Origin of the sequence: Cupriavidus sp. USMAHM13, from assembly GCF_001854285.1 — a bacterium.
GTDB classification, from domain to species: Bacteria; Pseudomonadota; Gammaproteobacteria; order Burkholderiales; family Burkholderiaceae; genus Cupriavidus; species Cupriavidus malaysiensis.
In genome coordinates this window covers 2828782-2844626 of sequence record NZ_CP017751.1, presented here as the reverse complement: position 1 = coordinate 2844626, position 15845 = coordinate 2828782, and the positions used below count along the sequence as shown (strand labels likewise).

The following is a 15845-nucleotide window of genomic DNA, read 5'->3' as shown; positions in this document are numbered from 1 at the left end:
CGATGGGGAGGCGTTCTTCGACGTCTGCCGCCAAGGCATGACGGCCATCGAGGACGCCCGCAGCAGATTGGCCGGGGAGGCCCAGCCGTGGCGTGGGAAGCTGCGGCTTTGCGTGCCGGTGAGCTTCAGCCAATATGTGGTGGCACCGGCGCTCAGTGAGTGGCTGGCGGCCCATCCGGGACTGGATATCGAGTTGACGCTGACTGACAGGCATGTCGACATGGCCGCGGAACGATTCGACTTTGCCGTCATGCTGGGCGAAGTGCCGGAGTCCCGCCTGGTAACGCTCCCGCAACCGTCACGCCGTTTCTTGACCGTCGCAGCGCCGGCCTATCTGAAACAGCGTGGCCCTCTCGGCACCCCTGGCGATCTTGTCGAGCTTGTCTGCCTACGCTATTGGATGGCCAACAGTGGACCCACCGCCTGGCAGGCCCGCCCGACCGCGCCAGCCCAGGCAGGGCAGGGCAGGACAGCCCGGTCCTCCGACGCGACGAACCAGACGACAGCAGGTCCGCCAGCCCATGTCGGGGATCAGGCGCCGAGAAATTTTCGCAAACGGTTAAAATGCGCGGTTGGCCTTGTACCGCCAGGCGGCCATGCCCCGCCTCGCCCGCCCCACATCTGGATGTGACCGTGAAAAACCCCGCAGAATCAACGACCAAGAAAGACCATATCCCCAATGTGGGCTTCGTGAGCCTTGGATGCCCGAAGGCCTTGGTCGACTCCGAGCAGATCATCACCCAGCTCCGCGCCGAGGGCTATGCCATCAGCGGCACCTACGACGGTGCCGACCTAGTGGTGGTGAATACCTGCGGTTTTATCGACGAGGCGGTGCAGGAGAGCCTGGATGCCATCGGCGAGGCGCTGACCGAGAACGGCAAGGTCATCGTCACGGGCTGCCTGGGAGCGAAGAAGGACGCGAGCGGCAACGACATCATCACCAGCGTGCACCCGAAGGTGCTGGCCGTGACCGGTCCGCATGCGCTGGACGAGGTGATGCAGGCGGTGCACACGCATCTGCCCAAGCCGCATGACCCGTTCACGGACCTGGTGCCGGCGGCTGGCATCAAGCTCACGCCCAAGCATTACGCCTACCTGAAGATTTCCGAGGGCTGCAACCATCGTTGTTCCTTCTGCATCATCCCGTCGATGCGCGGTGACCTGGTCTCGCGTCCGGTGGCGGAGGTCATGCTGGAGGCCGAGAACCTGTTCAAGTCGGGCGTCAAGGAGCTGCTGGTGATCTCGCAGGACACCAGCGCCTACGGCGTCGACGTCAAGTACCGCACCGGCTTCTGGGACGGCCGCCCGCTCAAGACCCGCATGACCGAGCTGGTCGCGGCGCTGGGCGAGCTGGCACGCCGGTACGGTGCCTGGGTGCGCTTGCACTACGTCTATCCGTACCCGCATGTGGACGAGATCATCCCGCTGATGTCGCAGGAGGGCGTGCTGCCCTACCTGGACGTGCCGCTGCAGCATGCCCATCCCGATGTGCTCAAGCGCATGAAGCGCCCGGCCAACGCCGAGAAGACGCTGGACCGCATCCGCGCCTGGCGCGCGGTGTGCCCGGAGCTGACCATCCGCAGCACGTTCATCGCGGGCTTCCCGGGCGAGACCGAGGAAGAGTTCCAGACCCTCCTGGACTTCATTGCCGAGGCCGAACTGGATCGCGTTGGCTGCTTCGCCTATTCGCCGGTGGAAGGCGCCACGGCCAATGAGCTGCCTGGCGCGCTGCCCGACGAGGTGCGCGAGGAACGCCGCGCGCGCTTCATGGAGGTGGCCGAGGCGGTGTCGGCACGTCGCCTGCAGCGCAAGGTCGGCCAGACGCTGCGCGTGCTGGTCGACGAGATCAACCAGGACGGCGGTATCGGGCGCTCGGCGGCCGATGCGCCGGAGATCGATGGCCTGGTCTACATCGCCCCTGTCACGCGTCATTCCCAGCGCTACCGCGTTGGCGAGTTCGTCGACGTGCGCATCACGGGCGCCGATGGCCACGATCTGTGGGGCGAGATCTGAGGTTTTCGAAGGGATTTGCGCGCTCTATGCGCCACTTTTTTGCGCTGCCGCAATGCCGCATTAGGTAAAAGTACGACCGTTCGATTCCGGCCAGGCGGCGCTATACTGTGCACCGCAACATAACCTCTTGGAGACGAGACATGACGCGTGAAGTGGTGGTAGTCAGCGGCGTTCGTACCGCGATCGGAACCTTCGGCGGCAGCCTGAAGGACCTGGCCCCGACCGAGCTGGGCGCCCTGGTGGTGCGTGAAGCGCTGGCCCGTGCCAAAGTGGACGGCGGCGACGTCGGCCATGTGGTGTTCGGCAACGTCATCCAGACCGAGCCCAAGGACATGTACCTGTCCCGCGTGGCGGCCGTCAACGGCGGCGTCACCATCGACGCGCCGGCCCTGACCGTCAACCGCCTGTGCGGCTCGGGCCTGCAGGCCATCGTCAGCGCGGCGCAGACCATCCTGCTGGGCGATACCGACGTGGCCATCGGCGGCGGTGCCGAGAGCATGAGCCGCGCTCCCTACCTGGCGCCGGCCGCGCGCTGGGGCTCGCGCATGGGCGATGCCAAGCTGATCGACATGATGCTGGGCGCGCTGCACGACCCGTTCCACACCATCCACATGGGCGTGACCGCCGAGAACGTCGCCAAGGAGTACGACATCTCGCGCGCGCAGCAGGATGAGGCCGCGCTGGAATCGCACCGCCGCGCTTCGGCGGCGATCAAGGCGGGCTACTTCAAGGACCAGATCGTCCCCGTCACCCTCAAGTCGCGCAAGGGCGATATCCAGTTCGACACCGACGAGCACGTGCGCCATGACGCCACCCTGGACGACATGACCAAGCTCAAGCCGGTCTTCGCCAAGGAGAACGGCACGGTCACGGCTGGCAATGCCTCGGGCCTGAACGACGCTGCTGCCGCGGTCGTGCTGATGGAGCGCGCCGAAGCCGAGCGGCGCGGCCTCAAGCCGCTGGCTCGCCTGGTCTCGTACGGCCACGCCGGGGTCGACCCGAAGATCATGGGTATCGGTCCGGTGCCGGCCACGCGCAAGGCGCTGGAGCGCGCGGGCCTGTCGGTGGCCGACCTGGACGTGATCGAGGCCAACGAAGCCTTCGCCGCGCAGGCGTGCGCGGTCACCAAGACGCTGGGCCTGGATCCCGCCAAGGTCAACCCGAATGGTTCGGGCATTTCGCTGGGCCACCCGATCGGCGCCACCGGTGCGCTGATCACGGTGAAAGCCCTGTACGAGCTGCAACGCGTGCAAGGCCGCTACGCCCTGGTGACCATGTGCATCGGCGGCGGCCAGGGCATCGCCGCCATCTTCGAGCGCCTGTAAGCATGCGGCACGGCATGGGCTGCCAGCGCACGTTCCCCGGCCGGGCCGAGCCGGCCGCGCCGGCGGGCCGCGGACGCGCCGGCCGCCTGCTGCCGGCCCTGCTGCTGTGCTGTGCCGGACTTGCGGCGGCCGTGCCGGCCCTGGCCGCCGGTGGCACCGAATTGTCGACGGGCGGCACCGCGATGCCGGTGGTGCCGGCACCCGTCGACGGCGCGCTGGGCCTGAACCAGGCCATCCGCGACGGCGAGTCGCGCCGTGGCACCACCTTGTCCACCGGGCAGGCGGCGCCGCTGGCGCCGCGCCCCGAATACGCCAGGCTGCCGGTCTACGCCGGCACGCTCGGCGACCAGCCGGTACGGCTGCGCCTCGGTCCCAAGCCGGACGAGCGCGACAGCGTGCACGGCGAGTACGCTTTCGGCAACCGGCCGGGCGTGCGCCTGCTGGCGGGCGAATACGAGAACGGCGGCTTCCTGATGGAGGAGTCGGATGACGGCACCCACGTCACCGGCAACTGGGAAGGGCAGATCGATGCGGCCGGCGTAGTGCGCGGCACCTGGACCGACGCCCTCAATCCCGCCATCGTGCTGCCCTTCATGATCCGGCCGCTGGGCCTGCTGGTGATCCCGCCGTTCGACATGCGACCGTCCAGCGGCATCACCTACGCGCCGCCGCCGCCCAAGTCGTCGATCACGCCGCGCTAGCCGCGCGGATTCGTCATCCTGCGCCGCGCCACCACCACGGGTGGGAGGGCGCGGCGATTGCTGGTAAGCTCGAAGCCTTTTCGATCACCTGACCGGGGATCCGCCCGGATCTCCGGACTCTTGGATTGCCTGCGCGTCCGCCGCGCAGGCGCATCGAGCAACGGGCGCGCCGCGGCGCCGTTCCCCCGCTGGCGCCGCGCGGCGCGATGCGTGCCGGGGCGGCGAAGCGGGCGTGCGCCAGACAAGGAAGCCGCCGTGTCCGACCAGACCCCGACCGACCCGTCCACCAGCGCCGTGCCGTCCGATGACGACGGCGCCTATCCGCAGACGCTCGCCGTCCAGCCCGGCCTGCAGATCCCGCCGGGATTCGATTCCTTTTCGCCGCCCACCTGGCGCGGCTCCACCGTGGTCTTCCGCAATCTCGCCGAACTGCGTGCGCACGGCGATGCCGGCACCACCTACTGGCGCTACGGCCTCCATGCCACGCCGACCAGCGAGGCACTGTGCCAGCACCTCGCCAAGCTGGAGGGCGCACGCGATACGCTGCTGCTGCCGTCGGGCCTGGCTGCCATCTCGCTGGTCTACTTCGCGCTGCTGCGCAGCGGCGACGACGTGCTGGTGCCCGACAACGTCTACGGACCCAACCGCGAGCACGGCGAATGGCTGGCGCGCGACTTCGGCGTGACGGTGCGCTACTACGATCCGATGATCGGTGCCGGCATCGCCGCCCTGATCCGGCCCAATACGCGCCTGATCTGGATGGAGTCGCCCGGTTCGGTGACCATGGAGGTGCCGGACAGCGAGGCCATCGTGGCGGCGGCGCGCGAGCGCGGCGTGCTGACGGCCATCGACAACACCTGGTCGGCGGGCCTGTACTTCCGTCCTTTCGACAAGGGGATCGATATCTCGGTGCAGGCGCTGACCAAGTACCAGTCGGGCGGCAGCGACGTGCTGATGGGCGCGGTGCTGAGCCGCGACGAGGCGCTGCACGCGCGCCTGAAGCGCACCCGCATGCTGATGGGCTGGGGTGTTTCCGCCGACGATTGCTTCCTGGTGCTGCGCGCCTTGCCCAGCCTGCCGGTGCGGCTGGCCGCGCATGACCGCGCGGCACGCGAGGTGGCCGAATGGCTGAGCCAGCGGCCGGAGGTGGTCAAGGTCCTCCATCCGGCATTGCAGGACTGCCCGGGCCATGCCTTCTGGCGGCGCGACTTCAGCGGCGCCACCGGCCTCTTCGCCATCGTGCTGCACGAGCGCTACACGCGCGCGCAGGTGGACGCCTTCGTAGAGGCGCTGGAGCGCTTTGCCATCGGTTGGTCGTGGGGTGGGGCGCACAGCCTGGCCGTGCCTTACCACGTGCCGTCGATGCGCCCGGCGGGCAGCTGGCCGCCGGAGGGCTGGCAGCATGCCGGCGAACTGGTGCGGCTCTACATCGGGCTGGAGGACACGCGCGACCTGATCGCCGACCTGCGCCGCGCGCTGGAAACCAAGCTGGGCGCATGAGCGCATGAGCGCATGAGCGGGGGCGGTGGGGCCTGTATGGCCCCGCGCCGCCTTGCGCCGTCAGTGGCGTGGCGGCGGCCCGGGCAGGACTGGCGGCGCCGTGGCGGCCACGCCTGTCGCGCCGTCCGGCCGGGCCGGGGGCAGGGCCCAGACGGAGTCCAAGGGGCCGCTGCGGGCACGCTTGCGGGTGGCATGGGCCAGTGCGGCAAAGCCGCAGGCCATGGCCAGGGCGCCGATGTCGAAGCCGGCCACGGCCCAGTCGCCGCGCTGGGCGGCGCGCCAGAACGGATCGCCCGCCACCAGCGCACTGCAGACCGGGATCAGCGCCGTCGCGGCGACGGTCGCGTAGAGCAGGTCGAGTGCCGCACGCGCCGGCTGGCGCAGCAGCGACCAGGCCAGTGCGGCCAGGAAGACCGGGAAGTAGACCTGAGCGGCCGGCCGCTCAGGCCATAGCAGGGCGCCGCTGAAGGCGGCCGCTACGCCGAGGCAGCAGCCCAGGCAGACGCCCACGGTGGCCTGTGCCAGCAGCTTGTGCACACGCGGCTGCACGGCCTGGCGCTGCTTGCGGCGCGACTCGATCCACAGCAGGTTGCCCGAATAGAACAGGAAGGCCCCGGCCAGCCCGGCCACCAGGTAGACGAAGCGCAGCGCGACGTCGCCGAAGGTACCGAAGTGCAGGCCGTACATGGCGCTGTAGACCGCATGGTTGGTATCGCGGCCGGCCGGGGTCTGGTCGCCCATGACCTGGCCGCTGCGCGGCTGCCCGGCCGCCGCGTGCAGCGCGATCGAGCCATAGCTGCCCAGCGCGCCGTCCGCGTTGCCGCGCACCTCGGCCACCGCGTTGGCGTCGCCGATGCGCTGGTAGCGGATCGAGGTCGGTGTGAAGGCCGTGCCGCCGCCTGCGCGCGCGGCGGCCAGCAGGGTGGCGGCCGGCAGCAGCGGCGCTGGCCGGCCGGCGCTGTCCACCTCGGGGGCGGCCGCCGTCAGGCGGGGCACCGCCGGCATCAGCTTGCCGTCGAAGGCCAGCGTGTCGAATGCCATCACCAGCACCATCGACAGGCAGAACATGGCGCCGGTCACGGCGAAGACCAGGTGGAAGGGCAGGCTGAACAGGCCCAGCACATTGTGCGCGTCCATCCAGAAGCGCTTCAGGTTGCGCCCGGGACGCACCGCCAGCAGGTCCTTCTTCAGGCGCGGCAGGTGCAGCAGCACGCCCGACACCAGGGCCAGTCCGTACAGCACGCTGATCGCCCCCATCAGGTACATGCCGGCGTCCGACAGGCCCAGCGAGTAGTGCAGGGAGTTGAGGAAGTTGGCCAGTTCGCCGCGCACGCGCTCGAGCGACGTCTCGGCAGGCGAGGTCTTGCCGGCAGCCAGGCGGCTGGCGGTCGTGAACTGCCAGGCGCCGTTCTTTTCCTGCCAGTAGGCCGAGAGCTCCGGCTCGCCGGCCGTGGGCAGGCTCACGTAGACGCTGGCGGCGGCCGCGGGATGGCTGGCCACCAGCGCTTGCACGAAGCGGTCGACGCTGGCGCCGTCCGGGGCGCCGGCGGGCGCGGCGGCCGCATGCCGGGCACGGTGCACGCTCTGCCAGCTGTGCAGTTCCTCGTGGAAGACCGTGAGGGCGCCGGCGAAGAAGGCGATGAACAGGGCCCAGCCGGCCATCAGGCCGACCCAGGTGTGCAGGGTCTGGTACAGGCGCAGGGTGGCGGCCTTCATGATGCCGTGCCTCCCATGGCGGTGAAGGTTCGGGCCACCGCCAGCGCGCCGAAGGCGAGCAGGTTGCCGGCCAGCAGCCACAGCCAGGCGGCGCGGCTGCTGCGGAACAGCACGCTGGCCGAGATCACGGCCACCCACAAGGGCAGGCAGGCCGTCACCGCGATCACCGCTCCGCGCTCCCAGCCGCCGGGGGTGAGCCTGGCGCCCAGGCCGCAGGCGGCGATGGCCAGTGGCAGGCCGAGCAGCGTGCCGGCCAGCCATTTCGTTCCCATGCCGGCGCTCATGCCCGGCCTCCCGCATGCGCCCGGCGCGCCGGCAGGCCGTGCTGGCGCCGGCTGAAAGCATAGGCACCGAAGAAGGGGCACAGGCTCAGACTGCAAGGCACGGCGACCAGCGTCGCCGAAACCGCCGCGGGCCAGCCCAGGGCCTGCCGCCACAGCACCAGTCCCAGCAGCGCCAGCAGCGTGCCCAGGACCAGCCCAGCGCGGTGCCGCCTGCTCGCGGCAGCGGGGCTCGCGGACGGGGGGAGCAGCAATTGGTTCGGCGCCGCCAGGTAGAGGCAGCAGGCCGCGGCGAGGCAGCACAGGGCGGCAAGCGCGAGCATGAATGGATCAGCCAATTCCCAAAAATAGGAATGATAGTGATTCGCATTTCATGATGCAAGGTGAACGCGAGGGGAACGAGGAGGGACGGTGGGGGAAGGGGCGGGGAAGGGTGGCGCGAAGGGGGGGGCGCGAAGGGGGGGCGGCGCACAGCCGCGAAGCGCGGCGTACGGCAAGCCAGGGCGGAGGTAGGCCGGGCCGGGGAGGTCGGTTGCCCCCCCGGCGGCGTCCCGCTCAGTGCGGGAACAACTGCAGCAGTCCGTCCAGGCCGACGTGGTTGAAGGCGACGCTGGCCTGCGCACGCACCACCGGCTTGGCGCGGAAGGCGACCGAGAGGCCGGCCACCGCCATCATCTTCAGGTCGTTCGAGCCATCGCCCATGACGATGGCCTGCCCGGGCTGCGCGCCGATCTCCGAGCACACTTCCTGTACCGTGCGGGCCTTGACGTCCGCATTGACGATCTCGCCGACCACCTGGCCGGTCAGCTTGCCGTCGACGATTTCCAGCGTATTGGCGCGGGTGAAGTCCAGCCGCAGCCGCGCCTTGAGCTTCTCGGTGAAATGCACGAAGCCGCCCGAGACCAGCAACGTGCGCAGGCCGAGCGCCTGCACCGTCTGCAGCATCCGTTCGGCGCCCGGCGACAGGCGCAGGCGCTCGTCGTAGACGCGGTCGAGCACGCTGGCGTCGAGGCCCTTGAGCAGCGCGACGCGGCGCCGCAGGCTCTCGTTGAAGTCGGTGATCTCGCCGCGCATGGCCGCCTCGGTGATGGCCGAGACCTCGGCCTTGAGGCCGCAGAAGTCGGCGATCTCATCGATGCACTCGATGGTGATCAGGGTCGAGTCCATGTCCATCGCCACCAGGCGGAAGTCGGACAGGGCGCGGCCGTCCGGCACGATGGCCCAGTCGATGGCGCGCGGGCCGCAGTACGTATCGAGCGCTTCGCGCAGCGCGGGCGTGAGCGGCGCGCTGTCTGCGGCGCCGGCCACGGTGTCGCTGCGCAGCGACAGGCCCGGAGCCTGGGCGAGGGAGCGGATGGCGTCGAGATCGGCGGGGGCGAGCGGGGCGAGGCTTTGGAGGATCAGGGACATGGCGGACGGCGATCGGGTGCCGCGCAGGTCGCACGGGGTGCGGCGGCAAAGGCGATATTGTAATCGGCGCAGCCGGCGATGCCATGCCTGGCCGTGCATTCATGGCATTCCGCCCCGGCGGCCGGCGGGGCGCTGGTCGCGCATATAATTCGTCCGACTCGGCTCGGCCGCGCGCTGCCCCGCATAATCGTCTCGTCGGATGCCCTCGTACATACTCATCCTGTGCCTCGCCTTCGCGGTGGTCGGCAGCCTTGGCGTAGCCGTGGCTGCCTGGTCGCGCCGGGATGATCCCACCGTCAAGTCCTTCCTGGTGCTGACGGCCGGCGCGGCGATCTGGAGCGGGGGCCGGCTGATGGAGGTCAACGCGCTCGACCTGGCCGATCGCATCTGGTGGGCCAAGTTCCAGTACCTCGGCATCGCCGCGGTGCCCATCGGCTGGCTCTGCGCCATGGTGCAGATCAGCCGGCCGCGCCACGTCATCCGCTGGTCGCTGTTGTCGGTGCCGGTGCTGGTGGCCTTGCTGATGCTCGCCCTGGTCTTCACCAACGAGCGGCACCACCTGATCTGGAGCGCTATCACGACCACGCCCGGCGGCGTGCTGCCGGTGGCGGTGTTCTCGCATGGCCCCGCCTACTTCGCGGCGGCCGCGTGGACCTACGGCCTGCTCTTCTTCAGCCTCTATTTCCTGCTGACCGCGCGCGTGCCGAATGGCAGCCTGACGCGGGCCGGGCGCGCGGTGCTGGCCGGCAGCCTGGTGCTGCCGCTGCTGGCCCACCTGGCCTACATGCTGCGCTGGACCGGGCCGCTCGGCGGCGACCTGACTCCGGCCACCTTCTCGCTGATGAGCGCGCTGCTGTGGCTGTGCGCGCTGCGCCCCCACCTGGACGACATCGCCCACTACGCGCGGCTGCGCGTGTTCGATTCATTGCGCGAAGGCTGCGTGGTGGTCAGCACCGACCTGCGCATCGTCGATTTCAACCCCGCCGCGGCGCGCATGTTGCCAGCCCTGCGCCCGGGCGAGGCGGTGCCGGCCGAATGGGCGGTGCTGGTGGCACAGGCGGGCGATGGCACGCCACCGGGCCTGGTACCGCGCACGGAAGCCGGGACCGAGTACGAGGTGTCGCTGGAGACGGTGCGCCGCCTCGATGGCAAGGTGGTCGGCACGCTCGCCTTCCTGCGCGACGTCAGCCAGTACCGCTCGCGTGAACTGGCCCTGACCGTGCGGCTTGGCGCCACCGAGGAGCGCCTGTCGCGCATGGCGGCGGATCTCGAACACGATGTGCTGACCAGCCTGTTCAACCGGCGCTATTTCGAGCGTGAAGGGCAGGCCGCGGTGGCCGAGGCCTGCGAGCAGGGCACCTCGATCGGCCTGCTGGTGCTCGATGTCGACAACTTCAAGCCATACAACGACCTGCATGGCCACGTCGCGGGCGACGCCTGCCTGCGCCAGGTGGCCGGTGCGATCGCCGGCATCGTCGCCCGGCCGGACGGCTTCTGCGCGCGCCTGGGCGGCGAGGAATTCGCTGTAGTGCTGCCTGGCGGCACGGCGGCGGAAACGCGCGCGGTGGGCGAGCGCCTGGTGCTGGCGGTGCGTGCGCTCGGGCTGGCGCACGGCGGCGTCGCCGGCCAGCGTTTCGTCACCATCAGCGTGGGCGCTGCCTGCGAGCGGCCCGCGGTGGCGCGGCTCGATGCCCTGGTGCAGAAGGCCGACGCGGCCATGTACCGCGCCAAGCGGGCAGGGCGCGACCGCTTCGTGATGGATGTCAGGAACGGCGAAGGCGCGACGTCGTAGCCCTGCGCCGCTTGCTGGGTGGCATGGCGCTCACGGCTGGCCGCCGCTGCGGCGTGCCAGAGCGCAATCGCGCTGCCGATGGCATGAATGAGCTCTTCTGGCCGGCAGCGTCACGAACACGCTGTTGTTGTTGGCCGAGGACGGGCACAGGCGAAGGCGCAATACACGATCCGCCTGCCATTGCGCCCGCAGGATGCGGGTCGAGCTGCCGGGTCGCCAGTCGACCGTGCCGAGAAAACAGGTCTGCCGTCGCCGCGCGCTCCAGGATCGGCGACCAGGCCGAAGCGGGTCGTCAGGAAGGTGTGCAGGCGGTGCGGCTCATGCCGGCCGTGGCCACGCTATCGCTCATCCTTGTGGAAGGCGTGCTTGACGGCGTGGACGCCCTCGCGCGTGGCATGCGCGATGCCATGCCCGACCGCCTTGGTCGCGTGCGCGATGCCGTGGCCGGCCTCGCGCGCCGCTTCGCCGGTCTTGTGGACGGCCTCCTTGGTCCCTTCCTTGATGTCGTGTGCTGCCTCGTGCACGCCGGCCTGCGCCGGCAGGCTGCACGCCAGGGCGGCGAGGGCCAGCAGCGCGATGGCCGGTAGTCGCTGCATGTTCACGGGGGGACTCCTCGCTGGCGGGCCGCGCGGGCCCGGGAAACGCTATTGTAGACTCCCCGGCGGCGACAGCTCCGTGGCCGGCATTGCGGCTAAAGTTGGCGGGCAAACGGCCGTTTCATGCACCATAGCTGCTGCGCGGGGAGTGTCCCCGCGAGCCGGCGGTGGCGTGGCACCGCTGCCGGCCCGTACTGACCGCCACCCACGCCGAGAGGCTCTCATCTTGGATTCCATTCTCAGCCAGCTGTCGGCGACGCTGCCGGCAGCCAAGACCATCGAACAACTGACGCGGCCCTTGCTGGAAATGCTGGGCGAGGTGACCGGCCTGGAATCGACGTACCTGACGTCGGTCGATCTGGTCGAGAACGTCCAGCACGTACGGTTCGCCCGCAACACGGGCAGCATGACGATACCCGAGGGACTGTCGGTGCCCTGGGCGGACACCTTGTGCAAGCGGGCGCTCGATGCGGGAAGGATGGTCACCGACGATGTGCCGGGCTGCTGGGGCGACTCCGGGGCTGCGCGCCAGCTCGGCATCCAGACCTATGTCAGCGCACCGGTGCGGGCCGAGGATGGCGAGTTGCTCGGTACCTTGTGTGCGGCATCTGCCGACCGCCAGCCGCTGCCGCCGGCGGCGCAGTCCGTGCTGCAATTGTTCTCCAGCATCGTCGCCAACTTCGTCGAGCGCGAAGCGCTGCTGGCGCGCCTGAGCGCCGCCAACGAGCGCCTGGCTGCCTATGCCTTGACCGATGCCCTCACCGGCCTGCCCAATCGCCGCGCCTTGCTAGACGAACTGCAGCGTCTGCTGGCGCGGGCCGTGCGTGAACGTTCCAAGGTGCTGGTCGGCTGCATCGATCTCGATGGCTTCAAGGCGATCAACGACCGGTATGGCCACCAGGCGGGAGACATATTCCTGCAGGAGGTGTCGCGCCGGCTGGCTTCGAGCCTGCGCGTGATGGACATGCTGAGCCGGATCGGCGGAGATGAATTCGTCTTTGTCGGTCCGGAGCTGGCGCCGGAGGCGGGCGAGGCCGAACGTGCCGCGCGGCTGCTGCAGGCACGCGTTACGGCGGCCACCGCGGGGCACTATGTGCTGGGCGGCCAGGCGCTCGCATACGATGGCGCCAGCGTTGGCGTGGTCTCGCTCGATCCGATCGGCCTCAGCACGGAAAGCGCGCTGAAGCAGGCCGACATGCGTATGTATGAGGTCAAGCGGCAGCGCAAGCGGGCGGTCGCGCACTAACCTCCGGTGCCCGGACGAGGACTCGGTCACACTGGCGCGACCCCGGCCTGGCTTGCAAGCCAGGCCCTTCGAGTCCCCACGTCAGGTGCGCAGGCACCTGACTTTCTGGGCGGACAAATGAGACAAATGAAAAAGGCAGATGACCTTGCGATCATCTGCCTTTCAAATATGGTGCCCAGAAGAGGACTCGAACCTCCACAGTGTTGCCACCGCTAGGACCTGAACCTAGTGCGTCTACCAATTCCGCCATCTGGGCGCGGAAGCCGCGGATTATACAGAATCCTCCGCGTGGATCAAGCCCCTTGCCGCATGGTTCGCGGCGCTGCCCCGAAGTGGGTAGGAAAGAGTGGGGGAATGCGCGGTTGGTCTGGGCAGACAAATGAAAAAGGCAGACGATCTTGCGATCATCTGCCTTTCAAATATGGTGCCCAGAAGAGGACTCGGTCACACTGGCGCGACCCCGGCCTGGCTTGCAAGCCAGGCCCTTCGAGTCCTCACGTCAGGTGCGCAGGCACCTGACTTTCTGGGCGGACAAATGAAAAAGGCAGATGACCTTGCGATCATCTGCCTTTCAAATATGGTGCCCAGAAGAGGACTCGAACCTCCACAGTGTTGCCACCGCTAGGACCTGAACCTAGTGCGTCTACCAATTCCGCCATCTGGGCGCGGAAGCCGCGAATTATACAGAATCCTCCGCGTGGATCAAGCCCCTTGCCGCATGGTTCGCGGCGCTGCCCCGCAGTGGGTAGGAAAGAGTGGGGGAATGCGCGGTTGGTCTGGGCAGACAAATGAAAAAGGCAGACGATCTTGCGATCATCTGCCTTTCAAATATGGTGCCCAGAAGAGGACTCGGTCACACTGGCGCGACCCCGGCCTGGCTTGCAAGCCAGGCCCTTCGAGTCCCCACGTCAGGTGCGCAGGCACCTGACTTTCTGGGCGGACAAATGAAAAAGGCAGATGATCTTGCGATCATCTGCCTTTCAAATATGGTGCCCAGAAGAGGACTCGGTCACACTGGCGCGACCCCGGCCTGGCTTGCAAGCCAGGCCCTTCGAGTCCCCACGTCAGGTGCGCAGGCACCTGACTTTCTGGGCGGGCAAATGAAAAAGGCAGATGATCTTGCGATCATCTGCCTTTCAAATATGGTGCCCAGAAGAGGACTCGAACCTCCACAGTGTTGCCACCGCTAGGACCTGAACCTAGTGCGTCTACCAATTCCGCCATCTGGGCGCGGAAGCCGCGAATTATAGCGAAGCGGACGGGCTTTGCAAGCCCCTTGGCCGGCTTTTTCGTGCCGGGCAGGCGGACGGGGCGTGGCTGTCCGGCCAGGGCGCCATGCCGCGCTTTATAATTGCGTGCTTTGCGCCCCACAACATACGTTCGAGACAGATCATGCCGCAATACCGTTCCCGCACCTCCACCCATGGCCGCAACATGGCCGGGGCGCGCGCCCTGTGGCGCGCCACCGGCATGAAGGACGGCGACTTCGGCAAGCCGATCATCGCCGTGGTCAACTCCTTCACCCAGTTCGTGCCGGGACACGTGCACCTGCGCGACCTCGGCGCCCTGGTGGCGCGCGAGATCGAAGCCGCCGGCGGCGTGGCCAAGGAATTCAACACCATCGCGGTCGACGACGGCATCGCCATGGGCCACGGCGGCATGCTCTATTCGCTGCCCTCGCGCGAACTGATCGCCGATTCGGTCGAGTACATGGTCAACGCGCACTGCGCCGATGCCATGGTCTGCATCTCCAACTGCGACAAGATCACCCCGGGCATGCTGATGGCCGCCATGCGCCTGAACATCCCCGTCGTGTTCGTCTCCGGCGGCCCGATGGAGGCCGGCAAGATCAAGTCGCCCACCGATGGCCAGGTGATCGCCAAGATCGACCTGATCGACGCCATGATCAAGGCCGCCGACCCCAAGGTCAGCGATGCCGAGGCCGAGGAAGTCGAGCGCAGCGCCTGCCCCACCTGCGGCTCCTGCTCCGGCATGTTCACCGCCAACTCGATGAACTGCCTGACCGAGGCGATCGGCCTGGCGCTGCCGGGCAACGGCACCATCGTGGCCACGCACGCCTGGCGCCAGGGCCTGTTCGAGCAGGCCGGCCGCCTGATCGTCGACCTGTGCCGCCGCTACTACCAGGAAGAAGACGCCTCGGTGCTGCCGCGCCAGATCGCCACCAAGCGCGCCTTCGAGAACGCCATGGCGCTGGACGTGGCCATGGGCGGCTCCACCAACACCGTGCTGCACCTGCTGGCCGCGGCGCAGGAGGCGGGCGTGGACTTCACCATGTCCGACATCGACCGCATCTCGCGCAAGGTGCCCTGCCTGTGCAAGGCCGCGCCGGCCACCGACAAGTACCACATCGAGGACGTGCACCGCGCCGGCGGCATCCTCGGCATCCTCGGCGAGCTGCTGCGCGCCGACCTGATCGACCCCAGCTGCGGCAACGTGCACAGCGGCACGCTGGGCGCCGCGATCGCGCGCTGGGACGTGGCGGGCAGCGGCGAGGATGCCGCGCACAAGTTCTACCGCGCCGCGCCGGGCGGCATCCCGACCCAGGTCGCCTTCAGCCAGGAAGCCACCTTCGACACGCTGGACCTCGACCGCGAGCGCGGCTGCATCCGCAGCAAGGAGCACGCGTATTCCAAGGATGGCGGCCTGGCCGTGCTGTACGGCAACCTGGCCGAGAAGGGCTGCATCGTCAAGACCGCGGGCGTGGATGAGTCGCAGTGGGTGTTCAGCGGCCGCGCGCGCGTGTTCGAGAGCCAGGACGACGCCGTGGCCGGCATCCTGGGCGACCAGGTGCAGGCCGGCGACGTGGTCATCATCCGCTACGAAGGCCCCAAGGGCGGCCCCGGCATGCAGGAGATGCTGTACCCGACCTCGTACCTGAAGTCCAAGGGCCTGGGCAAGACCTGCGCGCTGTTCACCGACGGGCGCTTCTCGGGCGGCTCCTCGGGGCTGGTGATCGGCCATGCCTCGCCGGAAGCGGCGGAAGGCGGCACGGTGGCGCTGGTCAACGATGGCGACATCATCCACATCGACATCCCCAAGCGCCGGATCCACCTCGACGTCTCCGAGGCGGAGCTGGCCAGCCGCCGCGCCGCCATGCAAGCGCGCGGCGCGCGCGCCTGGCAGCCGGAGCACCGCGAGCGCGTGGTCTCGGCCGCGCTGCAGGCCTACGCGGCGCTGGCCACCTCGGCCGATCGCGGCGCGGTGCGCGACCTGTCGCAGCTCAAGCGCGGCTGAGCCTCGCCTG

At 69.0% G+C, this 15845-nt stretch carries 13 protein-coding genes and 3 tRNA genes; 8 read left to right on the top strand and 8 right to left on the bottom strand.

Annotated features, from left to right (window positions below):
* The first annotated feature begins 37 nt into the window (after nucleotides 1–37).
* The 5 genes from BKK81_RS34315 to BKK81_RS12490 all read left to right on the top strand — a co-directional run bounded on the left by BKK81_RS34315 (nucleotide 38) and on the right by BKK81_RS12490 (nucleotide 5539).
* Entirely contained in the window at nucleotides 38–631 is a 594-nt protein-coding gene (locus tag BKK81_RS34315) for a LysR substrate-binding domain-containing protein (protein WP_083384095.1), read from the top strand.
* 2 nt (nucleotides 632–633) lie between these two features.
* Nucleotides 634–2013 (top strand): 30S ribosomal protein S12 methylthiotransferase RimO, encoded by a 1380-nt coding sequence (gene rimO / locus BKK81_RS12505; RefSeq protein WP_071016427.1) that lies wholly within the window; start codon nucleotides 634–636, stop codon nucleotides 2011–2013.
* Between the two features lie 140 nt (nucleotides 2014–2153).
* The gene (bktB, locus tag BKK81_RS12500) at nucleotides 2154–3338 is read left to right on the top strand and encodes a beta-ketothiolase BktB (protein WP_071013337.1); all 1185 of its coding nucleotides are present in this window, start codon (nucleotides 2154–2156) and stop codon (nucleotides 3336–3338) included.
* 2 nt (nucleotides 3339–3340) lie between these two features.
* Complete coding sequence (locus tag BKK81_RS12495; RefSeq protein ID WP_231907919.1) at nucleotides 3341–4039, top strand: hypothetical protein; 699 nt, start codon at nucleotides 3341–3343, stop codon at nucleotides 4037–4039.
* 294 nt (nucleotides 4040–4333) lie between these two features.
* Nucleotides 4334–5539 (top strand): cystathionine beta-lyase, encoded by a 1206-nt coding sequence (locus tag BKK81_RS12490; protein ID WP_071016423.1) that lies wholly within the window; start codon nucleotides 4334–4336, stop codon nucleotides 5537–5539.
* Nucleotides 5540–5599: 60 nt separating this feature from the next.
* Here BKK81_RS12490 and BKK81_RS12485 read toward each other — a convergent pair whose 3' ends face one another.
* The 4 genes from BKK81_RS12485 to serB all read right to left on the bottom strand — a co-directional run bounded on the left by BKK81_RS12485 (nucleotide 5600) and on the right by serB (nucleotide 8946).
* A complete protein-coding gene (locus BKK81_RS12485; protein ID WP_071013335.1) occupies nucleotides 5600–7255 on the bottom strand; it encodes a PepSY-associated TM helix domain-containing protein in 1656 nt (551 codons plus the stop codon).
* Complete coding sequence (locus tag BKK81_RS12480; protein WP_418235859.1) at nucleotides 7252–7527, bottom strand: hypothetical protein; 276 nt, start codon at nucleotides 7525–7527, stop codon at nucleotides 7252–7254. The genes BKK81_RS12485 and BKK81_RS12480 overlap by 4 nt, the downstream gene beginning before the upstream one ends.
* An 8-nt stretch (nucleotides 7528–7535) precedes the next feature.
* Entirely contained in the window at nucleotides 7536–7859 is a 324-nt protein-coding gene (locus BKK81_RS12475; protein ID WP_071016420.1) for a hypothetical protein, read from the bottom strand.
* 232 nt (nucleotides 7860–8091) lie between these two features.
* Nucleotides 8092–8946, bottom strand: coding sequence for a phosphoserine phosphatase SerB (serB, locus tag BKK81_RS12470; protein WP_071013330.1), 855 nt, complete (start codon nucleotides 8944–8946; stop codon nucleotides 8092–8094).
* 199 nt (nucleotides 8947–9145) lie between these two features.
* On the opposite strand from serB, the gene BKK81_RS12465 reads away from it, so the two are divergent.
* On the top strand, nucleotides 9146–10738 hold the full coding sequence (locus tag BKK81_RS12465) for a histidine kinase N-terminal 7TM domain-containing protein (protein WP_071013327.1): 1593 nt from the start codon (nucleotides 9146–9148) through the stop codon (nucleotides 10736–10738).
* 338 nt (nucleotides 10739–11076) lie between these two features.
* Here the strand turns inward: BKK81_RS12465 and BKK81_RS12460 are convergent, their stop codons facing one another.
* Nucleotides 11077–11334, bottom strand: coding sequence for a hypothetical protein (locus BKK81_RS12460; RefSeq protein ID WP_071016418.1), 258 nt, complete (start codon nucleotides 11332–11334; stop codon nucleotides 11077–11079).
* Nucleotides 11335–11560: 226 nt separating this feature from the next.
* Here BKK81_RS12460 and BKK81_RS12455 point away from each other — a divergent pair, with 226 nt between their 5' ends.
* Nucleotides 11561–12580, top strand: coding sequence for a sensor domain-containing diguanylate cyclase (locus BKK81_RS12455; protein ID WP_157903217.1), 1020 nt, complete (start codon nucleotides 11561–11563; stop codon nucleotides 12578–12580).
* A gap of 169 nt (nucleotides 12581–12749) precedes the next feature.
* Here the strand turns inward: BKK81_RS12455 and BKK81_RS12450 are convergent.
* From BKK81_RS12450 to BKK81_RS12440, 3 genes are all read right to left on the bottom strand, one after another.
* Nucleotides 12750–12836 (bottom strand) — tRNA-Leu (locus BKK81_RS12450).
* Between the two features lie 322 nt (nucleotides 12837–13158).
* Nucleotides 13159–13245: transfer RNA gene (locus BKK81_RS12445), tRNA-Leu, on the bottom strand.
* 478 nt (nucleotides 13246–13723) lie between these two features.
* Nucleotides 13724–13810 (bottom strand) — tRNA-Leu (locus BKK81_RS12440).
* Between the two features lie 162 nt (nucleotides 13811–13972).
* Here BKK81_RS12440 and ilvD point away from each other — a divergent pair.
* On the top strand, nucleotides 13973–15835 hold the full coding sequence (gene ilvD / locus BKK81_RS12435) for a dihydroxy-acid dehydratase (RefSeq protein WP_071013325.1): 1863 nt from the start codon (nucleotides 13973–13975) through the stop codon (nucleotides 15833–15835).
* The last annotated feature ends 10 nt before the right edge of the window (nucleotides 15836–15845 follow it).